We start from the raw sequence: 16834 nt of genomic DNA, 5'->3' as shown, positions 1-16834 counted from the left end.
GCGATGGACGACGCGTGCCGCGTGATGCAGTTCGCCGCGCCGCGTACGCCACTGGTGGCGGCGCTGCGGCCGCTGCCGTGCCCCGCCGAGGGCCAGGTGCGCGTCCGCGTCGAGGCGTGCGGCGTCTGTCGCACCGACCTCCACGTCGCCGACGGCGACCTGCCGCAGGCGCACTACCCGATCGTCCCCGGGCACGAAGTGGTCGGCGTCGTCGACGCGCTCGGCGCGAACGTGCAGGCGCCGGCCGTCGGCGAACGCGTCGGCGTTCCGTGGCTCGGTCGATCGTGCGGCCACTGCGATTTCTGCCGCGCCGGACGGGAGAATCTCTGCGATGCGCCGGAGTTCGTGGGCTGCACGATGGACGGCGGATTCGCGACCCACATGCTCGCGCATGCCGCCTGGTGCATCCGGCTGGAAGGCTTGCGCGCCGAGCCCGCGTCGCTGGCGCCGTTGCTGTGCGCCGGGCTCATTGGCTGGCGCGCGTTGCGCGCGGCAGGACCATGCCGGCAGCTCGGCCTGTACGGCTTCGGTGCCGCAGCGCACATCCTTTGCCCGATGGCAGTGGCACGCGGCGTGGCGGTGCATGCGTTCACGCGCCCGAACGACGTGCCCACGCAGGCGTTCGCGCGCTCGCTCGGCGCGTGCTGGGCCGGCGGATCCGACCAGGCGCCGCCGCGCCCGCTCGACGCGGCGATCCTGTTCGCACCCGACGGTGCTCTCGTACCCGTCGCGCTCGGTCGCGTACGCAAGGGCGGTCGCGTCGTCTGCGCGGGCATCCACATGAGCGACATCCCGTCGTTCGCCTACGAGCGGCTTTGGGGCGAACGCGACGTCGTGTCGGTCGCGAACCTCACGCGCGAGGATGCGCGCACGTACTTCGACGCCGGCGGCGATCGCATCGAGACGTGCGTGCGAACGTTCGCGCTGCAGGACGCCAACCGCGCACTGCAGGCACTCAGGGACGGCGGATTGCACGGAGCAGCGGTGATCGTGCCCGGATGACCGGCGCCGGCTCGCGCTTGATCCAGATCAGCACCCGCAAGCATTCCCGGCGGTAGTGTGCACCCCGACATCCGCGGAGCATCGTCGTGAAAGACATCCTGGCCTACGCCGACAACTACTCGTCCTGGACCCCGAGCATGGAGTACGCCGCGAGCATGGCGGCCGCTTTCTCCGGACACCTCACGGGCGTGCACGTGGTCGCCTCGCCGTACATGATGGTGTCGCCCTACGATGCGCCGCTGCTGCTGTCGCGGATCGTCGAAGACCTGCGCCAGATCAAGGATGAAGCCTGCGCCCGGCGCAGCGCGTTCGAGACGCGCGCGCGCGAACTCGGCACGCATTCCGCGCTTTGGCAGGTCGCCGAAGGCGAAGTCCCCGAGGTGCTCGCGCAGATGGGCAACTGGCACGACGTCGTCGTGCTCGGTCGCGACGCCCGGAGCAACTGGGGCGCACCGCAAGCGCTGGGCGGCCTCGTGCTGCGCAGCCACCTGCCCTGCATCGTGACTCCGCCTGCATGCTCGACCGCACGCGCGCAGTGCGTGGCGATCGGCTGGAACCATTCGCCGGAGGCGATCCGTGCGGTCCATGCGGCGCTTCCGATCCTCGCCGCGGCCGGACGCATCGTCGTCCTCTCGGGCAAGCGTCGCGAGCAACCCCTCACGACCGGCTGGAAGCCCGAGTTCGATCTCGGCACCTACCTGCGCGGGCACGGGCTCACCGTCGAGGATCGCGAACTCGACGCGAGCGACGAACAGGCCGGCGCCTCGCTGCTCGAAGCCGCCGCGGAGTGTCGCGCCGACCTGCTCGTGATGGGTGCGTACGGCCGCACGCGCTTCAGCGAGTGGATCTTCGGTGGCGCGACGCGGCACGTGCTCGCCGAAGCGCGCATCCCGGTGTTCCTGCGGCACTGATCCGGCTCGTCAGCGGACGTCGTCGCGCGCCGCATGCGCGACCACGAGCCAACCGACTGCGAGCAGGAGTACGTCGAGCACGACGAGGTCCCACCAAGGCCAGGCCGTGGCCGCCGCCTCGTACGCGGTCACCGTGACGATGATCGGCAGGCCGGCGGGCACTGCGAACGCGATCGGGTGGCCCGCGTTCGACCCGCTCACGCCAGCCTCGACGGGGACACGCGCGGCGCCCGCCACGCCTTGCGGAACGTCGACGATCTCGCCGCCCTCGCCCGCTTCCGCGTCGGCGAGCAGACGGCCCGAGAGCGAGCTCAGCACCACGCGTCCCGCTCCCGGGTAGGACGTCGCGTCGGCGAGCGCGGAGATCGGCATCGACGCCTCGAGCTCGCCGATCGCGACGCCTCCGCGCATCACGGCGCGGTGGAAGCGCACGGTCGCCCCGCCGCCCGGCTTCGACGCCGCGCCGTCCTTCGCGATGCCGAGGACCTCGTGGCCCGCGACGTCGTGCAACGCGAGCCGCTGGATGCCGGCCGCCTCCATTGCGCCCTCGAAGCGCGCGTGCAGGCCGGCGTAGTCGCCGCCGCCGAGCGCTTCGATCGTCGCGTCGTCCACCGCGAGCATCGCGAGAACGGCCTCGGTCGAGGCGGCCGAGCGGGCCATGCCGCTCGCGACCGCCTGCGCGAAGAGCATGCGCGAGGTATCGCCTTCCGCCTCGTCGCGCACCGCTGCATCGCGCATGACGGCGACGCCGACCAGCGACGGCGCGATCACGGCGACGCACAGGTACAACATCGCGACGACGCGTCCACTCACGTGCAGGCGGGCCAACTTCATGCGCGCCGCCGCCGTCCGCAGCGCACCGCGCCCTGCACGCGGCGATCCGGGTTCACGGCCCGCGCCCCGGATCCGAGCGCAGGATCGATTCTCGGGCTTCGCCGCCCTGCGCGGGTTGATCGGTCACGAGCACGCTCGTGCCCGCGGCGACCACGGCGCGCACGCGGGCCGCGAAGTCGTCGGACACGTGCAGGTTGCGCGCGAGTTCATCCATCGACAGGCGTCCGAGCTCGCCGCCGAGCGGATAAGCGAGCCATCGTCGCGGGCGACCGGCGCCCCTCCCTTCCTCCTCCTGCGCGACGTAGACGACGGCACCGCGACCATCGAACCCTTCGGCGACGTCGATCGCGCCTGCACCGATGCGCACTCCATTGCGCATCACGTAGGCGCGGCGATCGGCGAGGCTCACGAGGATGCTCACGGGTCCGTCCGCGGTAGCTTCGTCGTCCCACCAGGACGACGAGGCGCCTTCGAGCGTCGTCGTCCCGCTCGCGACCCCGCCCGGTGTCACGGGTGCGAGCACGGACGGATGGACGATCCGCGGATCGACCGCATCCTGGTCGGACACGACGACGGTGTCGCCGCCATGCGTCACCTCGAACAGGCGCTCGGCGAACGCATGCGGCAGACGGATGCATCCGTGCGACGCGGGATATCCCGGCAGGGAACCCGCGTGGATCGCGATCCCGTCCCACGTCAGCCGTTCCATGAACGGCATCGGCGCGTCGTCGTAGAGATTGGAACGGTGTTCGCGCTCCTTCTGCAGGATCGTGAACACGCCGGCCGGCGTCGAATGCCCGCGCTTGCCCGAGCTGATCGCGCTGGTGCCGATCGCGATGCCGTTGCGGTAGACGTAGGCGCGTTGTTCGACGAGGCTCACGACGATCACGACCGGGCCGTCCGGCGCCGCCTGCGGGTGCCACGAGGCATTCGGGTGCGACGTCGCGTCGTCGACGCCCGTCGCGACCCGCACGGCGACAACGGCGGCGAACGCGGCCGCAGCCCAGCTGCCGGCCATCACGCGTTCCCGGGCCCGCCGGGCGTGCCGGCGGGCTCGCTCCTGCGCACGCGCGGCGGCGCGTTCCTCACGGCGCGACGATGATGCGGTCGACCACTTGGTGCACGCCCGGCGCGTTCCATGCCGCCGCCTCGATCGTGTCGCGTTCGAGGTAGGAATGGGCCGTTCCGCTCAGCGTGACGGTGCCGTCCTTGACGGCGACCGTCACGTCCTTCGTGTCCTCGTGCGCGAGTCGCTGCAGCGCCGCCTCGATCTTGCCCTTGACGTCCTTGACCGCGGCGTGCGGACGCAATGTCAACGCGTTGTTCACGCCCTTGACGCCGAGCAGCGGGCGCACCGACGACGCCGCTGCATCGCGCTGGTATTCCCAGTCGACTTCGCCGGTCAACGTCACGAAGCCGTCGTCCACCTTCACTTGCACCGCGCCCATCGGTACCGACACGTTCCACTCGAGCGCGGTGACGGCGGCTTTCGCGATGTCCGAGTCCGTGCGCTTGCTGCTGCCCGGCAGCCTTACTTCGAGGTCCATCGCGACGCCCTTGACGCCGGCGACCCGCTTCGCCGCGTCGGCCGCGGCGAACTTCTCCGCGTAGCTGTCGACCTGGCCGGACAGCGTGACTACGCCGTCGCGAACCTCGACGCCGATGTGCGCCGACTGTATCGACGCGTCCCAGCGCAATTCCTCGATCACGTCCTGCTGCAATTGCCGATCGGTTTTCATGCTTGCCTCCGGGTTGGTCACGCAAGGCGAACATAGGCGCGCACGCGGGCCGGCGAGTTGATGCAGGTCAATGCTCCGTTCGCCCCCAACGCATTTGATCCACGTCAATGCCGCCGCCCGGGGCGCGCGGGACCATGGCTTCACCGATCCCCGAAGGAGCATGCCATGGCGGTCACCTGGATCCTCGTAGCCGACAGCGCACGCGCGCGCGTGTTCGAGAGCACTCGCCGCGACGAGCCGTTGCGGCAGATCGAGAGCTTCGCCAATCCCGACGCGCGCGAGAGCGGGCAGGCCTTCACCACCGACCATGCGCCGACCGTGAACGAAAGCATGGGCTTCGCCCGCCATTCGATCGAGCCGCACACGACGCTACGGACCAAGCAGGCCACGCGCTTCGCGAAGACGCTGGCCGCCGCGCTCGAGCACGGCCGCACCCAGCAGCGTTTCGAACGGCTCGTCGTGTGCGCGCCGGCCAGGTTCGTCGGGCTCCTGCACGGTCAATGCGGCAAGCCGCTGAGCGACAGCATCGTGGCGGAGATCCATCGCGACCTCACCGCACTGACGGCGACCGGCATCCACGAACGCGTCGTGCACCTGCTCGAGCCGAGCGTACCGCGCTCGGTCCTCGCCTAGCGGGCCGACGAAGCGTCGCGATCAGCGGTACCGCCGCAGGTAGGCGCGCTCGAACGCGGCCTTGGCCCAGTGCATCGCACGCAGCGGCGGCAGCGAGAATCCGCCGCGCTCGCCGCGCGTGACGAGCAGTCCGCGATCGAGCGCGTCGATGATGCAGACGAGTTCGCTGCGGAACGTTTCGTCGGGCGCATCGCCGCGGAGCTCGCGCACGAGGTTGCGCGCGGCGACAGTCGCCTGCAGGTCGGCCTGGTGCGCCTGTTTCGGCAACCACTCCGGTCCCGGATAGCTGCCGCCGTCGCCGGCGACGTAGGTGCGCGACACGCCAGCGACGCGGCAGCCGGCGTCGCCCTCGACGAAGCCGCCGGGGGAGCGCGGCAGCGACGCCCCGTCGAGCCACGCCGCCCCGGTCAGGCCCGGCATGAAGAGGGTCATGTCGCTGGCGATGCGCGTGCGTTCGAGCTGCACCGCGTCCGCCTCGAAGCGCAACGGCTTCTCGCCGAGGATGGCCTCGATGCCGCGCGCGCGCATCTCGCGCAAGAGACGGTCCACGGCATGTTGCCCGAGGCGCTGCCCCGGCCGCTCCGACGCGCTGAAGAACACGAGGCGGAAGCGATCGCGACGGCGTTGCCTGCGCAGGAGCGCGTCGATGCCGAGCGCGAACTCGAAGATCGGCCCCCCGCGCATCGCGACCGGTTCGGCGGGATTGGATCCGAAGCCGAAGCAGATCGTTCCCTGCGCGATCGCCGCGAGCCGCTCACGGATCGCCTCGGCGGCCGCGATCCCCTCGCACGGTACGATCACATGCTCGAGACCGGCTACGCCGCGGCCGAAACGCGCACCGGTCGCGATGACGAGGCCGTCGTTCGCGACGTCGCCCGCACTCGTGTGCAGCGTGCGTGCGTCCGGCGAAAGGCCGATCGCCCGCGCGCCGTGGAATCGCACGCGCTGGCGCCGCAGGAAATTGCCGAGCGGGACGACGAGTTGTTCGCGCGTGCGCTTGCCCGACGGGAGCCAGATCGTCCCGGGCAGGTAATGCAGCTCCGCCGCGGGCGCGACCAGCGTGAGCTCGGCCTCGGGCGCCGACGCCCGCACGGTGCGCAGCGCGGTGAGGCCGGCGAAGCCGGCGCCGACCACGGTGATCCTCGCGTTCGTCCTGGGGTTGGTCATGTCGCTGCTCCTCGAAGCGCGTGCGCCTATGCGCCCGCCTGCAGCGCGCCACCGTGCGCTCTGCGGCGCCTGATCGCGTAGTACAGCACCGGAATCACGACCAGCGTCAGGATCGTGCTGACGAGAATGCCGAACACGAGCGAGATCGCGAGGCCGTTGAATATCGGGTCGTCGAGGATGAAGAACGCGCCCAGCATCGCCGCGACGCCGGTGAGCACGATCGGCTTGGCGCGCACCGCGCAGGCGTCGATCACCGCGTCCTGCAGCGCCACTCCGCGGCCGACTTCGTGGTCGATGAAATCCACCAGCAGGATCGAGTTGCGCACGATGATGCCCGCGAGCGCGATCATGCCGATCATGCTCGTCGCGGTGAACTGCGCACCGAGCAACGCGTGCCCCGGCAGGACGCCCACGACCGTGAGCGGGATCGGTGCCATGATCACGAGCGGCACGACGTAGCTGCGGAACTGCGCGACCACGAGCAGGTAGATGAGCACCATGCCCGCGGCATAGGCGATGCCCATGTCGCGGAACGTTTCGTACGTGATCTGCCATTCGCCGTCCCATTTGATCGCGTACCGGCTCGCGTCGTCGGGCTGGGTGATGAAGGTCTGCTCGAGCAGCTGGCCGTCGACCGGCGCACGGCGCAGATCGCCGACCACGGCGAACATCCCGTACAGCGGGCTGTCGAGTCTGCCGGCCTCGTCGCCGGTGACGTACGCGACCGCAAGGCCGTCCTTGTGGTGGATCGCGCCATCCCACGCGTCGCGATGCACGGTCACGAGTTCCGACAGAGGCACGAGCCGACCGTCCTCGCCGCGGACGCGCGTCGCGAGCAGCGACGATGAAGCGGATTGTTCGCTGGCCGGCAGACGCAGGCGGACAGGGCGCGGGTACTTCGACCGGCCGTCCTGGATGAACGTCGCATCCTTGCCCGCGACCGCGAGCGCGAGCGCGTCCGACGCGGCCGCTTGCGTCACGCCGAGGCGCGCGGCCCGTTCGCGGTCGAGCACGTAGACCTCGCGCGGCGCGTCGCTCTCGACGCTCGTGTCGATGTCGACGAGGCCTTCGGTGCGTGCGAACCGTTCCGACGCGAGCGCGCGCGCGATGCGCCGCTGGCCGGCGTAGTCCGGCCCGTACACTTCGGCGACCAGCGGCGCGAGCACCGGCGGGCCCGGCGGCACCTCGACCACCTTCACCGACGCGCCGTAGCGCTCGCCGATCGCGGCGAGCGCGGGACGCATTGCGCGCGCGATCGCGTGGCTCTGGCGCGACCGAAGGTGCTTGTCGACGAGGTCGACCTGCAGGTCCCCGACGTTGCTGCCGCTGCGCAGGTAATACTGCCGCACGAGTCCGTTGAAGTTGATCGGCGCCGCGGTGCCCGCGTAGCCCTGGTAGTCGAGCACTTCCGGGATCGTGTCGACCTCGGCGGCGAGTTCCTTCAGCAGCGCATCGGTTCGTTCGAGCGAGCTCCCCTCGGGCATGTCGACGACGACCTGCACTTCCGACTTGTTGTCGAACGGAAGCATCTTCAGCACGACCCACTCGACCGCGACGAGCGATGCCGCCAGCACCACGAGAGCGACCATCGAGCCGAGCAGCGCGACGCGCTTGCGACCGGCATGCTCTCCGGCGAGGAACGGCAGCATCACGCGCGAGAACACCCGATGCAGCCTCCCCCGCCGCGGCGCATCGTCGGGCCACTCCGTGTCGGCATCGCCGTGGCGCCGCAGCAGCTTCAGCGACAGCCACGGCGTGACCGTCAATGCGATCGCGAGCGACAGCAGCATGCCCGCGGATGCATTGACCGGGATCGGCCGCATGTACGGCCCCATCAGCCCGGAGACGAACGCCATCGGCATCAACGCCGCGATCACGGTGAACGTCGCCAGGATGGTCGGTCCGCCGACCTCGTCGACGGCCCGCGGAATCACGTCGAGGAGCCGGCGAGGTCGCCCGTCGTCACCCGGCATGGCGAGATGCCGATGGATGTTCTCGACGACGACGACGGCGTCGTCGACGAGGATGCCGATCGAAAAGATCAGCGCGAACAGCGACACGCGGTTGAGCGTGAAGCCCATCGCATGCGAGGCGAACAACGTGACTGCGAGCGTCAGCACCACGGCGCTGCCGACGACGATCGCTTCGCGCCAGCCGAGGGAGAACAGGATCAGCGCGACCACCGACGCGGTCGCGAAGAGCAGCTTCTGGATCAGCTTCCGCGCCTTGTCCGCGGCGGTGCGCCCGTAGTCGCGCGTCACCGCGACATGGACGCCGTCCGGGATCATCTCGCCGCGGAGTTCACCGATGCGCGCGGCGATCGCGGTCGTGATGTCGGACGCGTTGCTGCCGGGCTTCTTCGCCACGGCGATGGTCACGGCCGGCGCGATGCCCGCCGCCGGACCGGCTCGCCCGGGCGGCGCGCCGTACCACGCGTAACGCGTGGGCAGGTCGCCCTTCGCTTCCACGGTCGCGACGTCCGAAAGCAGCAGCGGCTTGCCGCCCGCGCTACCGATCACGAGCGATGCGACGTCGTCGTACGAGGCGAGGAAACGGCCGGCCGTCACCGGCACCGCGCCCGCCGCGTCGACGCGTTCGCCGGGCTGGTGCACGACATTCGCGGCTTGCAGAGCCGCCACCAGGTCGCCCGGCGCGAGGCGATACGCGGCGAGCTTCGCGACGTCGAGGGTCACGAGCACGGTGCGGTCCGGCGCGCCGATCGTGTACACGTCGCGCGTGCCCGGGACGCGCTTGAGTTCCGCTTCGAGCGTATGCGCGACGTCCGCGAGCCGGCCCGCGTCCGTCGACGCATCGTCGCTCCACAGCGTGAGCGCCATGATCGGCACGTCGTCGATGCCTTTCGGCTTGACCAGCGGCGTGCCGACGCCGGCATCGCGCGGCAACCCGTCCTGGTTCGAGAACACCTGGTTGTACAGGCGCACGAGCGCCGCCTGGCGATCCACGCCGACTTCGAACTCGACCGTCACCACCGCCGCGCCCGGGCGGCTGATCGAGTAGACGTGCTTGACGCCCTCGATCTCCGACAGCTTCTGCTCCAGCGGCGTCGACACCAGTTGTTCGACGTCGCGCGACGCCGCGCCCTCGAACGGCACGATCACGTTCGCCATCGTCACGTCGATCTGCGGCTCTTCCTCCCGCGGCGTGATCGCGACCGCGAGCAGGCCGAGCAGGAGCCCCGTGATCGCGAGGATCGGCGTGAGCGGATTGGACTGGAATGCCGCGGCGAGCCGGCCCGCGAGGCCGAAGCGCGTATGCACGACCTCACTCATGCGCCGCACCCACCGCGCGTCGCTGGGCAGCGAGGGCCTGCACGGCAGCGACGGGATCGCGCACGATCGCGTCGCCCGCGCGCAACCCGCTGATCACGTCGACGTCGTCGCCGTGGTGCGCTCCGAGGCGCACCTGGCGAAGCAGGATCCGATCGCCCTGCCTGACGTAGACAGCGCTGAGCTCTCCGCGCTGGGCGACGGACGCACGCGGAATGCTCACCGGCTGCGCCTCCGCTTCACCTTCCGGGGCCGCGGCATCGAACACGACCTTGGCGGTCGTGCCGGGTGCAGGCGGCGCCGCCGTCGCGGGCAACGCGAGTCGCACGACCACGCTATGGCTGAGGTCGTCGGCGGCCGGGAACACGACGACCTGCGTCGGCGCCAGTTCGCGCCCGTCGGGCAATCGAACGCGCGCGCGCGGATCGCGCCGGATCGCCTCCGCGCGCGTCTGCGGCACCGACACCTCGATGCGGAGATCGTGCGGTGCGTAGACCGAGAGCAGCGGCTGACCGGGCGCCACCGTTTCACCGGGCTCGACGTCGCGGCGCGCGACCACGCCCGCGAACGGCGCGCGCACGACGGTGTACCCGGCCTGCTGCGCCGCCTGCGCCAGGCGTGCGCGTGCCGCGTCGCGCGCGGCGACCGCGGCGTCGCGCTCGGCGCGGGCCTGGTCGAGTTGCGCGCGCGACCCGTACCGGGCATCGGACAGCGTCGAGAAGCGGCGAAAGTTCTGCTCGGCCACGACGGCCGACGCTTCGGCCGCGCGCAGCTGCGCGCGCGCCGTGTTCGCGACGGCATCCTGCTCGACTGCGCTGATGCGCACCAGCACCGCTGCGGCGTCGACGCGATCGTTCACGTCGACCTCGACCGCGTCGACGGTGCCGGCGGTCTGCGCGCTGAGGTCGGCGCGCCGCATCGCTTCGACGACGCCATCCCAGCCCTGCCCCCGCGAAGCGCCCGCAGGCGTCACTTCGAGGATCGGCAGATCGGGCAACGGCGGCAGCTGACTGGTCGCCCGCTCGCCGCTGCACGCGGCGAGTGCCGCCGCGGCCGCGAGCGGCAGCCATCGACTACTTGAACGCACAACCGCCTCCGCGCACGCCGAATTTCCGGAACACGATCGCGGCCGGGCAGAAGCCCGTGATGCTCGCCTGGATGAGGTTGAGCCCGACGAACACCGTCAGCAGCAGCCACCAGGGGGAGACGTAATACGCAAGCAGCACGCTGACGAGGACCATCACGCCCGCGAATGCCATCACCGCACGGTCGAGGTTCATGGTGAAGACTCCTTCGAAAGAGGGGAAAATCCGCGCCCCGCGCCGCCGGCGCGGGACGTTCGACGCCTACTCGTGAGCGCGGCGCTCCTTCAGGCGCTCGATGCCGAGCGCGGAGAGGATGTACTTCTCGTAGATCGGCTCGGAGACGCCGCTGCGCATCTTGTGCAGGAAGTACTTCTCGAAGCCGACCTTGGCCAGGTGCACCCACTTGCCGCTCGCCGTCCAGGTCACGTTGCGCGGCGGGATCTGCGGCAGCGCGACGAACGCGACGCCGGTGTCGCCCATGTCGGCGAGGCAGACGGCGTTCCACGTGCCCTCGTATTCGGGCGCCTCGCCCTTGAGCTCGGCATCGATGTTGCGCACGATCGTGCTGACCATCGATTCGATCATGAAGCCCGTCTTCGGCGCGCCGGTCGGCACCGCGGTCGCCTCCACGGGCGGTATGGCGACGCAGACGCCCGCGGCGAAGATGCGCGGATAGGCCGGGCTGCGCTGGTGTGCATCGACGATGACGAAGCCGCGCGGGTTGCACAGCGATTCCACGGCCGCGACCGCGGGTACGCCGCGGAACGACGGCAGCACCATCGCATAGCGGAACGGCAGCACGGTCGTCGCCGCGACGCGCCCGTGCGCGTCGAGCTGCTCGACGTCGAGCCCTGCTTCGCGGGCGCCCGTGATGCGCGCGTTCTCGATCCATTTGATGTGGCGCTTGCGGAACTCCGATTCCATCAGCGACTTGGAGTCGCCGACGCCGCCGAGGCCGAGATGGCCGAGGTAGGGCTCGGAGGTCACGAACGTCATCGGGACGCGGTCGCGCAGGCGGCGCTTGCGCAGGTCCGCATCGAGGATCATCGCGAACTCGTAGGCGGGGCCGAAGCAGCTCGCGCCCTGCGCGGCGCCGACGACCACCGGCCCGGGATCGGCGAGGAAGGCCTCATAGGCTTGCCAGGCCCCTTGCGCGTGCGCGGCCGTGCAGACCGACTGCGTCCGCCCGTCGGGGCCGAGGCCCGGTATCTCGTCGAACGCGAGCTGAGGCCCGGTGCACAGGACGAGGTAGTCGTACGGAAGGCGCGTCCCGTCGCCGGTCACGACGACGTGCTCCTGCGCGAGGATCCGTGCGACGCCGTCGCCGCGGAACGCGATGCCGCGCCGCGCGACGTGCGGTGCGACCGGGAGCGTGATGTCCTCCGGCCTGCGCCAGCCGATCGCCAGCCACGGGTTGGACGGCGTGAACGCGAAGGTGTCTCCTTGCCCGACGAGCGTGACCTCGTGCGAGGACCCGAGCACCTCGCGCAGTTCGTAGGCGGCGCTCATGCCCGCCAAACCCGCGCCGACGACGATGATCCTGGCCATGTTCCACCTCACCCGCTTTCGTGGCAATATATTAGGTGTTCTTTATATGCACGTCAACTTATATTGTAGCGCGGGTGCGCATCGGCGGACGCACGCCGCCGGCCTGCCGCATCGGTACCCACGCTTTGGTGCAAGGAGATTTCGATGAGCCGCCCACGAACGCCGAGATCCGTGCTCGACCCTGAACGCATGCGCGCCCACGCCGGTGACGCCAGCCGGCTGCTCAGGGCGCTCGGCAACGAGAGCCGCCTGATGATCCTTTGCCTGCTCGCCGGCGGGGAACGTTCCGTGTCGCAGATCAATGCGAACCTCGACCTCAGCCAGCCCGCGCTGTCGCAACATCTCGCGGTGCTGCGCGAGGAGGAACTCGTCGTCACGCGGCGCGATGCGCAGACGATCTACTACGCTCTCGCGCCCGGCCCGGCGAAACGCATCGTGCGCGTGCTGCACGACATCTACTGCGGCGGTGGGCGCGATTGCACCTGACGCAACCGCGACAGCGGCGCACGCTCGTTCGTGCTCGGGCGCGGTGAGATCGGGCGGCATGTGCTACCTCCGCCCTTGGGCCGACTTGCGGACTTCGAAGCGGCCGATGCACAGGCCGATGTCGAAGCCCGCGCCCTGCCCGGCAAGCGCGAGCGAGATCCCGCCCTTGGCCAAAACATGCACGGTGGCGGCCTTGATCAGGCCGACGTTCGCACTCACCGCGACGTATTCGCCGACGACTTCGTCGATGCCTTGGACGCCGGAGAAGGCACCCCTCCCATCCGTGATCGCCCACCGTCCGGCCGCGAGGCCGAGCCCGCCCTCGACGATGTCCACGCGCATCGCCGAGCCGTCGTCGCAGAACACGATGCCTTCGCCCTGCGCGCTCGAGTACAGCGCGGACCATGCCGTGGTCGTGAAGCTGAGGTGGCAACCGAGATCGGCGCAATGCGCCGTCATCGGCGCGCAGGACGCGAGCGCGAATGCGAGCTGCATCGAACCTGTCGCCTTCATGCACGTCTCCGGGCCGGCAAGTCGACTCTACGCGCGACGCTCGACCGCGCCTTGATGCACGTCAATTGACCCGACCGCGCGCAGCACGTGCGTCGCACGTGGCGTGATGCATGCCGGCTTCGAATCGATCGTGCGGATGACGCAGATCAATCCGGCGCGAACGGGATTGCGGGATGCTCCGTCGAGGCCACCGTACGCGTCCCGGATGCGCATGAAGCGACCGCTCCGATTCTCGATCTGGTATGGCGTCTTCGCATTGGCCGTGCTCGTCGCGGTGGAGCGTTACGCGGTATCGCTCGTCGACGTCGAGACGATTCCCTACAGCCGCTTCGAAACCGCGCTGAAGGCCGGCGAGATCGAAGACGTCGTCGTCGGCGACGACGCGATCCACGGCACCTTCAAGGCGAAGGATGCCTCGGCGCGGCCGCGTCGCTTCGAAACCGTCCGCGTCGACCCGGCCGTCGCCGCGCAGCTCGCCGCGGCCGGCGTCAGCTACGGCGGACAGGCGTCCTCCGGCTGGCTCGAAGGCATCGTCGGCTGGCTGCTGCCACCGCTGGTGTTCGTCGGCATCTGGCTGCTGCTCGCGAGTCGGCTCGGAAGCGGGCGCGGTTCCGGACTCATGACGATCGGCAAGAGCAACGCGAAGGTCTACGTCGAGAAGTCGATCCCGACGACGTTCGCCGACGTCGCCGGCGTCGACGAGGCGAAGGTCGAACTGCAGGAAGTCATCGCGTTCCTGCGCGACCCCGAGGGCCACGGGCGCCTCGGCGCGCACGTGCCCAAGGGCGTGTTGCTCGTCGGGCCTCCGGGTACGGGCAAGACGCTGCTCGCGCGCGCGGTCGCGGGCGAAGCCGGCGTGCCGTTCCTCTCGATCAACGGTTCGGAGTTCGTCGAACTGTTCGTCGGCGTCGGCGCCTCGCGCGTACGCGACCTGTTCGAGCGCGCGAGGGAGCAGGCCCCGTGCATCATCTTCATCGACGAACTCGACGCGCTCGGCCGCGCCCGCGGCGCCATGCCGATCAGTGGCGGCCAGGACGAGAAGGAGCAGACGCTCAACCAGTTGCTTTCCGAGCTCGACGGGTTCGACACGCGCAGCGGTGTCGTGCTCCTCGCGGCGACGAACCGTCCGGAGATCCTCGATCCGGCGCTGCTGCGGGCCGGCCGCTTCGATCGCCAGATCCTCGTCGACCGACCGGACAAGACGGGCCGCCTCGCGATCCTGCACGTGCACGCACGCAAGGTCGTGCTCGGCGGCGACGTCTCGCTGGAAGACGTCGCCGCGCTCACGACCGGCTTCACCGGCGCCGACCTCGCCAATCTCGTCAACGAGGCGGCGCTGCTCGCGACGCGCCGCCATGCGGTCGCAGTGGAGCAGAGGGACCTGGCCGAGGCGATCGAACGCATCGTCGCCGGGCTCGAGAAGAAGACGCGCATCCTGTCCGCGAGCGAGCGGCGCACGATCGCGTATCACGAGATCGGCCATGCGCTCGTGGCCCTCGCGCTGCCCGGCTCCGACCGCGTGCAAAAAGTCTCGATCATCCCGCGCGGCATCGCGGCGCTCGGTTACACGATCCAGCGCCCGACCGAAGACCGCTTCCTGATGTCGTGCCGCGAACTCGGCGACCGCCTCGCCGTCCTGTTCGGGGGGCGCGCGGCGGAATCGCTCGTCTTCGGCGACACCTCGACCGGCGCCGCCGACGACCTCGCGAAGGCAACCGGCATCGCCCGCAGCATGGTCCTGCGCTACGGCATGGTGCCGCAGATCGGCCACGTGAGCTACGAGCCGACCGCGAGCCCGCTGCTCGACCAGCCGGCCGACGCATGGCGACCGCGCCTGTACGGCGAAGCGACGGCGACGACCGTCGACGACGCGGTGCGCGAGCTGCTCGACGCTGCGTTCGAGCGCGCGCGAGCGATCCTGGCCGCCGAGCGGGCGGTACTCGACCGCGCGGCCGCGGCCCTGCTCGAACGCGAAACCCTATCGGGCGACGAGCTCGTCGACATGCTCGCCGCGCGGGCGCAGCCGGCGGCGGCCTTGCCCGTCGAAACCTGAGCCCTCCGGAGGCGACATGCGAGTTCGGGACCTGTGCACGAGCGACGCGATCTGCGTGTTCGAGGACGTCTCGGTGCGCGAAGCCGCACGCGAGATGCGTCGCCGCCACGTCGGCATGCTCGTGGTGATGGAGCGCACGAACGGTCCTCGAGCATCGCCTTGCGCCGATCGCCGAATGCGGGCGACTTCACCGCGATGCTCTTGAGCACGCCGCGCAGGTGGTTGACGATCAGGGTCGCGAGCGCCTCGCCTTCGACGTCCTCGGCCACGATGAGGATCGGATGGCCCGACTTCGCCGCCTGCTCGAGGATCGGCACGATGTCGTGGAGCGCGCCGATGCGCTGGTCGCACAGGAGCACGAGCGCGTCCTCGAGCACGGCCTCCATCTTGTCCGGATGGGTCACGAAGTACGGCGACGTGTAGCCGCGGTCGAACTGCAACCCCTCCACGACGTCCAGCACGGTATCGGTCGTCTTCGATTCCTCGACCGTGATGACGCCGGAGTCGCCGATCCGCTCCATCGCGGCGGCGACGAGTTCGCCGATGGCCGCGTCGTTGTGCGCGGACATCGACGCGACCTGCGCCCTCGCCTTGCGCGTCCCCACCGGTCGCGCCATCGCCTTCAGTGCGACCACCGCTGCGGCGGTCGCCCGGTCGAGGCCACGCTTGATGTCGACTGCGGCCGCGCCGGCGACCACGTTGCGCAGGCCGTCCGCGAAGATCGCATGGGCGAGCAAGGTGGACGTGCTGGTACCGTCGCCGACCGATTCGCCGGTCTTCTCCGCCGCCTGCCTGAGCATCTGCGCGCCGAGGCGCTCCTCGGCATCGGCAAGGTCGAGTTCGCGCGCGATCGTGACGCCGTCGTTGCAGACGATCGGCGCGCCCCATTTCTGCTGGATCAGCACCGACTTCGACTTCGGCCCGAGGGTGACCCGAACCGCGTCGGCGAGCTGGCTGGTCCCGCGCAGGATCTTCTCGCGTGCGGCGAGGTGGAACAGTACGCGCGACGGCACGGCCGCTACTCGACCACGAACGTCACGCGCATGCAGACGCGCCATTCCTCGATGTCGCCGTCGGGCGTCGTGACCACCTTGGTGTCGCTGATCCAGGCGCCACGGACATTGCCGATCGTTTCGGCGACCTTCGACAGACCGGTGCGCACCGCGTCGTCGAAGCTCTTCTTCGAACCCGCGTTGATCTCGATGACCTTCGCCACGTTGCTCATGGCATCCTCCTGCTGGTGGGCGGCGATCAGGCGACCGCGAGCGCGCTCCCCGCGATGTCCGGGTCGAACTCGCCGAACACCTTGCGCTGGAGTTCGAACCAGTCGGCGAGCGCCTCCTGCGCGAGCGCGGCCTGCGCGGACGCGAGTTCGATCGGCGTCGCGCACGTCGCCAGGCGCGCGACCGCGCGCGCGTCCTTGAGCCAGACCGAAGTGGCGAAACGCAGCCACTCGGCCTGCATGCCGGTCGCGTTGACGTACCACGCCGACCAGAGGTCGAAGGGCGTCTGCATCGCCGCCGCCGCGGCGTCGGATGGGTCTGTCATGGCGCTCGGGCCCGATGGAATGCGTGCA

The 16834-nt window shown here is 70.3% G+C and carries 17 protein-coding genes and 1 pseudogene; 6 read left to right on the top strand and 12 right to left on the bottom strand.

Annotated elements, in window-relative coordinates; all coding sequences use genetic code 11:
• Nucleotides 1-3: 3 nt before the first annotated feature.
• Both VI238_RS00305 and VI238_RS00300 read left to right on the top strand, forming a co-directional pair.
• Complete coding sequence (locus VI238_RS00305) at nucleotides 4-1002, top strand: zinc-binding alcohol dehydrogenase family protein (RefSeq protein ID WP_331647307.1); 999 nt, start codon at nucleotides 4-6, stop codon at nucleotides 1000-1002.
• An 86-nt stretch (nucleotides 1003-1088) separates the two neighbouring features.
• Complete coding sequence (locus VI238_RS00300; RefSeq protein ID WP_331647305.1) at nucleotides 1089-1913, top strand: universal stress protein; 825 nt, start codon at nucleotides 1089-1091, stop codon at nucleotides 1911-1913.
• 9 nt (nucleotides 1914-1922) lie between these two features.
• Here VI238_RS00300 and VI238_RS00295 read toward each other — a convergent pair whose 3' ends face one another.
• From VI238_RS00295 to VI238_RS00285, 3 genes are all read right to left on the bottom strand, one after another.
• Complete coding sequence (locus VI238_RS00295) at nucleotides 1923-2747, bottom strand: hypothetical protein (RefSeq protein WP_331647303.1); 825 nt, start codon at nucleotides 2745-2747, stop codon at nucleotides 1923-1925.
• A 52-nt stretch (nucleotides 2748-2799) separates the two neighbouring features.
• A complete protein-coding gene (locus VI238_RS00290) occupies nucleotides 2800-3765 on the bottom strand; it encodes a L,D-transpeptidase (protein WP_331647301.1) in 966 nt (321 codons plus the stop codon).
• A 67-nt stretch (nucleotides 3766-3832) separates the two neighbouring features.
• Complete coding sequence (locus VI238_RS00285) at nucleotides 3833-4486, bottom strand: BON domain-containing protein (protein ID WP_331647299.1); 654 nt, start codon at nucleotides 4484-4486, stop codon at nucleotides 3833-3835.
• A 165-nt stretch (nucleotides 4487-4651) separates the two neighbouring features.
• Between VI238_RS00285 and VI238_RS00280 the strand changes: the two genes are divergently transcribed.
• A complete protein-coding gene (locus VI238_RS00280; protein ID WP_331647297.1) occupies nucleotides 4652-5119 on the top strand; it encodes a host attachment protein in 468 nt (155 codons plus the stop codon).
• Between the two features lie 21 nt (nucleotides 5120-5140).
• Here the strand turns inward: VI238_RS00280 and VI238_RS00275 are convergent, their stop codons facing one another.
• From VI238_RS00275 to VI238_RS00255, 5 genes are all read right to left on the bottom strand, one after another.
• Nucleotides 5141-6286: an NAD(P)/FAD-dependent oxidoreductase gene (locus VI238_RS00275; RefSeq protein WP_331647295.1), complete on the bottom strand. Its 1146-nt coding sequence runs from the start codon at nucleotides 6284-6286 to the stop codon at nucleotides 5141-5143.
• 26 nt (nucleotides 6287-6312) lie between these two features.
• Complete coding sequence (locus VI238_RS00270) at nucleotides 6313-9576, bottom strand: efflux RND transporter permease subunit (RefSeq protein WP_331647293.1); 3264 nt, start codon at nucleotides 9574-9576, stop codon at nucleotides 6313-6315.
• Nucleotides 9569-10660: an efflux RND transporter periplasmic adaptor subunit gene (locus tag VI238_RS00265; RefSeq protein ID WP_331647291.1), complete on the bottom strand. Its 1092-nt coding sequence runs from the start codon at nucleotides 10658-10660 to the stop codon at nucleotides 9569-9571. The genes VI238_RS00270 and VI238_RS00265 overlap by 8 nt, the downstream gene beginning before the upstream one ends.
• A complete protein-coding gene (locus tag VI238_RS00260; protein WP_331647289.1) occupies nucleotides 10647-10853 on the bottom strand; it encodes a DUF2892 domain-containing protein in 207 nt (68 codons plus the stop codon). The genes VI238_RS00265 and VI238_RS00260 overlap by 14 nt, the downstream gene beginning before the upstream one ends.
• 66 nt (nucleotides 10854-10919) lie before the next feature.
• Nucleotides 10920-12206 carry an FAD/NAD(P)-binding oxidoreductase gene (locus tag VI238_RS00255; protein ID WP_331647287.1) on the bottom strand — a complete coding sequence of 429 codons (1287 nt, stop codon included), beginning with the start codon at nucleotides 12204-12206 and terminating at the stop codon, nucleotides 10920-10922.
• Nucleotides 12207-12350: 144 nt separating this feature from the next.
• Between VI238_RS00255 and VI238_RS00250 the strand changes: the two genes are divergently transcribed.
• Nucleotides 12351-12692, top strand: coding sequence for a metalloregulator ArsR/SmtB family transcription factor (locus tag VI238_RS00250; RefSeq protein WP_331647285.1), 342 nt, complete (start codon nucleotides 12351-12353; stop codon nucleotides 12690-12692).
• A 63-nt stretch (nucleotides 12693-12755) separates the two neighbouring features.
• Here VI238_RS00250 and VI238_RS00245 read toward each other — a convergent pair whose 3' ends face one another.
• Nucleotides 12756-13205, bottom strand: a complete 450-nt coding sequence (locus VI238_RS00245) for a hypothetical protein (RefSeq protein WP_331647283.1) — start codon at nucleotides 13203-13205, stop codon at nucleotides 12756-12758.
• 211 nt (nucleotides 13206-13416) lie between these two features.
• Between VI238_RS00245 and ftsH the strand changes: the two genes are divergently transcribed.
• Nucleotides 13417-15258, top strand: coding sequence for an ATP-dependent zinc metalloprotease FtsH (gene ftsH, locus VI238_RS00240; RefSeq protein ID WP_331647281.1), 1842 nt, complete (start codon nucleotides 13417-13419; stop codon nucleotides 15256-15258).
• A gap of 16 nt (nucleotides 15259-15274) precedes the next feature.
• Nucleotides 15275-15463 carry a CBS domain-containing protein gene (locus tag VI238_RS18725; RefSeq protein ID WP_414650007.1) on the top strand — a complete coding sequence of 63 codons (189 nt, stop codon included), beginning with the start codon at nucleotides 15275-15277 and terminating at the stop codon, nucleotides 15461-15463.
• Here VI238_RS18725 and groEL read toward each other — a convergent pair.
• From groEL to VI238_RS00225, 3 genes and pseudogenes are all read right to left on the bottom strand, one after another.
• Nucleotides 15414-16316: pseudogene (gene groEL, locus VI238_RS00235) on the bottom strand (chaperonin GroEL); the annotation flags it as partial. The gene VI238_RS18725 and the pseudogene groEL overlap by 50 nt on opposite strands.
• Complete coding sequence (locus tag VI238_RS00230) at nucleotides 16277-16483, bottom strand: dodecin family protein (RefSeq protein ID WP_331647279.1); 207 nt, start codon at nucleotides 16481-16483, stop codon at nucleotides 16277-16279. The gene VI238_RS00230 and the pseudogene groEL, both read right to left, overlap by 40 nt.
• A gap of 26 nt (nucleotides 16484-16509) precedes the next feature.
• The gene (locus VI238_RS00225) at nucleotides 16510-16806 is read right to left on the bottom strand and encodes a hypothetical protein (RefSeq protein WP_331647277.1); all 297 of its coding nucleotides are present in this window, start codon (nucleotides 16804-16806) and stop codon (nucleotides 16510-16512) included.
• Nucleotides 16807-16834: the final 28 nt, after the last annotated feature.

This window comes from Dokdonella sp. (assembly GCF_036518555.1).
In the GTDB taxonomy this organism is placed as follows: Bacteria; Pseudomonadota; Gammaproteobacteria; order Xanthomonadales; family Rhodanobacteraceae; genus Dokdonella_A.
The sequence above is the reverse complement of the archived record's forward strand: the minus strand, read 5'-3'. Positions and strand labels throughout refer to the sequence as shown.

Coding starts and splice junctions, on each gene's coding strand:
- VI238_RS00305 (WP_331647307.1), top strand. CDS start 4: ATGGACGACGCGTGCCGCGTGATGCAGTTCGCCGCGCCGCGTACGCCA.
- VI238_RS00295 (WP_331647303.1), bottom strand. CDS start 2,747: ATGAAGTTGGCCCGCCTGCACGTGAGTGGACGCGTCGTCGCGATGTTG.
- VI238_RS00290 (WP_331647301.1), bottom strand. CDS start 3,765: ATGGCCGGCAGCTGGGCTGCGGCCGCGTTCGCCGCCGTTGTCGCCGTG.
- VI238_RS00285 (WP_331647299.1), bottom strand. CDS start 4,486: ATGAAAACCGATCGGCAATTGCAGCAGGACGTGATCGAGGAATTGCGC.
- VI238_RS00280 (WP_331647297.1), top strand. CDS start 4,652: ATGGCGGTCACCTGGATCCTCGTAGCCGACAGCGCACGCGCGCGCGTG.
- VI238_RS00275 (WP_331647295.1), bottom strand. CDS start 6,286: ATGACCAACCCCAGGACGAACGCGAGGATCACCGTGGTCGGCGCCGGC.
- VI238_RS00270 (WP_331647293.1), bottom strand. CDS start 9,576: ATGAGTGAGGTCGTGCATACGCGCTTCGGCCTCGCGGGCCGGCTCGCC.
- VI238_RS00260 (WP_331647289.1), bottom strand. CDS start 10,853: ATGAACCTCGACCGTGCGGTGATGGCATTCGCGGGCGTGATGGTCCTC.
- VI238_RS00255 (WP_331647287.1), bottom strand. CDS start 12,206: ATGGCCAGGATCATCGTCGTCGGCGCGGGTTTGGCGGGCATGAGCGCC.
- VI238_RS00250 (WP_331647285.1), top strand. CDS start 12,351: ATGAGCCGCCCACGAACGCCGAGATCCGTGCTCGACCCTGAACGCATG.
- VI238_RS00245 (WP_331647283.1), bottom strand. CDS start 13,205: ATGAAGGCGACAGGTTCGATGCAGCTCGCATTCGCGCTCGCGTCCTGC.
- ftsH (WP_331647281.1), top strand. CDS start 13,417: ATGAAGCGACCGCTCCGATTCTCGATCTGGTATGGCGTCTTCGCATTG.
- VI238_RS18725 (WP_414650007.1), top strand. CDS start 15,275: ATGCGAGTTCGGGACCTGTGCACGAGCGACGCGATCTGCGTGTTCGAG.
- VI238_RS00230 (WP_331647279.1), bottom strand. CDS start 16,483: ATGAGCAACGTGGCGAAGGTCATCGAGATCAACGCGGGTTCGAAGAAG.
- VI238_RS00225 (WP_331647277.1), bottom strand. CDS start 16,806: ATGACAGACCCATCCGACGCCGCGGCGGCGGCGATGCAGACGCCCTTC.